Origin of the sequence: Streptomyces atratus, assembly GCF_014648655.1 — a bacterium.
In the GTDB taxonomy this organism is placed as follows: domain Bacteria; phylum Actinomycetota; class Actinomycetes; order Streptomycetales; family Streptomycetaceae; genus Streptomyces; species Streptomyces atratus.
In genome coordinates, this window is record NZ_BMRN01000135.1 from 1 (window position 1) to 3,227 (window position 3,227).

Below are 3,227 nucleotides of genomic sequence, written 5' to 3' on the forward strand. Positions count from 1 at the left end.
CACACCGGATCCGCCGAGCTCTTCTTCGTACTCGGCGGCCGGCTCCAGGCGCTGACCGGGGACAGTGTGATCACTGCGGACGAGGGAGACTTCCTCCTCGTGCCGCCAGGCCTGCCGCACGCTTTTGCCGCCGAACCCGATGCGGGCGCCGACGTACTGATCATCATCACCCCCGGCGTCGAGCGCTTCGACTACTTCCGGCTGCTGGACCGTGTCCGCAAGGGCACGGCCGATCCACAGGAACTCCTGGACTCGCAAGAGCGCTTCGACAACTTCTTCGTGGAAAGTGCCGCGTGGCGGCGGGCCCGTCAGCGTTACTGATCGCCCCCGCCACCCCGACCCCGACAGCTACGAGGCCGACCTCGCCGACGCCCTCGACCAGCTGATGCACCACGCCCGCACCGGACACAACCCCCACCGCACAGCACCTGATCACCCGCACGCCAGCCAAGCCGTTGTCCGGCACGTAATGCACCCAACTGCGGTCTGTCAGCTCCGCCAGCCGCACGTCGGCGCTCCCGCGGCCCGTCGGCGGCCGGGTCACGTCACCAGCGGGCAGGACCATACGAACTCCTCGACGCCCGGCTCGAGAATCGGGCCGGACACGCGGTCACCGTCCTCGACACTGCACCTGCGACAACAGCCGACTCTCCGGTCGGCCCCCGTCTCCGGCCGGTCATGCATGCACCGGCCTACGATCCGCCGAACGCCGCAGAATCGATCATCCAGACCCAATCTTCAGTGAGGTGAACTTGACCATGCAGTCAAAGAGGAAAGACGTGGCTACCGAAGAGATCTTGGTGATCGGGGCCGGCGTGGTGGGGGCCTCGGTCGCATATCACCTCACCCAGCTGGGACATGATCGGGTGACAGTGCTAGACGCCCGGCGCCGAACGGTTCTGCCCGGATCTACCGGCCTGGCCCCCGGCTTCGTCGGCCAGCTCAGCGCCACCTCAGAACTGGCCGCGCTTGCCAGGGACAGCGTCGCCACCTACCGCGCGCTTTCGGAGAGCGGGCCCACAGCGGCCTTCTGGCAGGTCGGCTGCCTGGAGATCGCCACCACCCCGGCCCGCATGGAACAGGCCCACCGAGATGTCGAGCACGGTCGACACCTCGGTATCGAGGCGCGGGTGGTCGACGCCGCCGAAGCTGTCGCGCTGGCCCCCGCTCTAGTCGACGCGGAACACGCTCTGGGCGCACTGCACATCTCCTCCGACGGCGCCGCCGACCCGGCCGCGCTCACCCACGCTCTCGTCGATGCCGCCGAGAGAGGCGGAGCCCGCTTCCGCTTCAACACACCCGTACTGGCGCTCGAGACCGAAGGGAGCCGGATCGTCGGCGTCCGCGCGGGCAAGGACGGCAAGCTGCGCAGGGCCAACCAGGTCGTGCTCGCCACGGGCATCTGGGGCCCCGTCCTGGCAGCGGAAGCGGGCGTGCGACTGCCCATGGTGGACGTCCAGCACCCCTACCTGTTCACCGCCGAACTGCCCGAACTCGATGACACCCCCATCGACGCACCGATCGTCCGCTACCCCGACCAGGCGGTCTACACCCGCCGCCATGGCCGCCGGTACGGACTGGGAAGCTACGCCCACGCACCACTCCCGCTGGCCCCGTCCCCCACGCTCACATCGGCAGAACTCCCCTTCCGGGAAACCGACTTCGGTACCGCCATTACCGAGGCCACCGCCCTGGTCCCGGCCTTCCGGGAAGCGCCACTGGAACGTCGGCTCAACGGCGTGTTCGCCCTGACCCCCGACGAAATCCCCCTTGCCGGCCCCGCGGCCGAGGTAGCGGGCCTGTGGTTCGCGGAAGCCTCCTGGGTGACCCACGCCGGAGGCATCGGCCGACAGATCGCAAACATGCTCCTGAAGACCGGCAACCTCCTCGTCGACCCCGAACGGCTGGCACCCGGCCGCTTCGCCACCTGGAGCGACGAAGAGATCCGCGCGACCGCGCTCGGCCACTACCAAGGCATCTACGACGTCCACTGACACAGGCCGCACCCGCATAGCAACCTCACTCCATCCACTGCGAACCCGCGACCCAATGCCGTTGCTTGAGTGCTGCAAGCAGTCCACGGTGACCCCGCAGCGGTCCGGTCGTTGGACTCGGCATGCATCCGTGGGTGGGGTTATCCGAGCATGTGCGGCTGGGGGTGGTGACTCGATGGGTGACCCCGGAGCTCGTCGCCGAAGTGCTGGAGAAATGCGGGGTTCGCGACAAGAAGGTTGGCGCCCTGCCGGCCGGGTTCATGGTCTACTTCACGCTCGCCCTGGCCCTGTTCCGGCAGGACTCCTACGACGACGTGGCAGAGCAACTGGTCGGCAATATCCAGGAGTTGAGCGAGAGCATCCCCAACAAGTCATCGTTCACGCGAGCACGCAGGCGTCTGGGGCCGCGGATCTTGGAGACGTTGTTCCGCGAGCTGGCTGGCCCGTTGGCTCCTGTGGGTTTGGAGGGCGCCTTCTATCGTGGGATGCGGCTGGCTGCGGTGGACGGGTTCGTGCTGGATGCGCCGGACACGATGGCCAACCGGGCCGCGTTCGGCGGGCCGGTCAAGAACGGCCAGCCCGCGGGGTTCCCGCAGGCGCGCGTGGTGACACTGACCGAGTGCGGCACGCACGCGCAGATCGACGCGGCGGTGGGCGGGTTCAACTTCCCCGGCGATGCACTGGGCAAGGCCCTGCCTTATGGCATCTACGATCTGGCGGCGGACACCGGCTGGGTGAATGTCGGTACGGATCACGACACCGCAGCCTTCGCGGTCGAATCGATCCGCCGTTGGGGCGCTGTCACGTTGGCTGGCTGAGTGGGATGATCTTCGGGTTGATCAGGCTGGAGAGGGTTGTCCGTGGGGGACGTGTCGCCGTCGTACAAGGGCCATCGGTACCCGGTTGAGGTGATCTCGCACTGTGTGTGTGGCTGTACTTCCGGTTTCCGCTGTCCTTCCGTGAGGTGGAGGAGCTGATGCTCGAGCGCGGTGTCGTCGTCTCGCATGAGACGGTCCGCCGCTGGTGTGCCAAGTTCGGGCAGTGCTACGCCAGCGCGCTGCGCCGCCGGCAGCCCCGGCCCGGCGACAAGTGGCATCTGGACGAGGTCTTCATCAAGGTCAACGGTGAGCGGAAGTACCTGTGGCGGGCCGTGGATCAGGATGGCAATGTCCTGGACATCCTCGTGCAGAACCGCCGGGACACTGCCGCGGCCCGGCGGTTCTTCCGCAGACT

The 3,227-nt window shown here is 67.7% G+C and carries 2 protein-coding genes and 3 pseudogenes; all 5 read left to right on the forward strand.

Annotation, left to right across the window (positions count from 1 at the left end; translation table 11 throughout):
* A partial coding sequence (locus IEZ15_RS43535) for a cupin domain-containing protein (protein ID WP_189282460.1) occupies positions 1-321 on the forward strand: 321 nt, incomplete at its 5' end.
* 458 nt (positions 322-779) lie between these two features.
* Complete coding sequence (locus tag IEZ15_RS43540; protein WP_229846591.1) at positions 780-1,994, forward strand: NAD(P)/FAD-dependent oxidoreductase; 1,215 nt, start codon at positions 780-782, stop codon at positions 1,992-1,994.
* A 122-nt stretch (positions 1,995-2,116) separates the two neighbouring features.
* Positions 2,117-2,413 (forward strand): annotated as a pseudogene (locus tag IEZ15_RS46270) (transposase domain-containing protein); the annotation flags it as partial.
* A gap of 255 nt (positions 2,414-2,668) precedes the next feature.
* Positions 2,669-2,788 (forward strand): annotated as a pseudogene (locus IEZ15_RS46670) (ISAzo13-like element transposase-related protein); the annotation flags it as partial.
* Between the two features lie 119 nt (positions 2,789-2,907).
* Positions 2,908-3,227: pseudogene (locus IEZ15_RS43550) on the forward strand (IS6 family transposase); the annotation flags it as partial.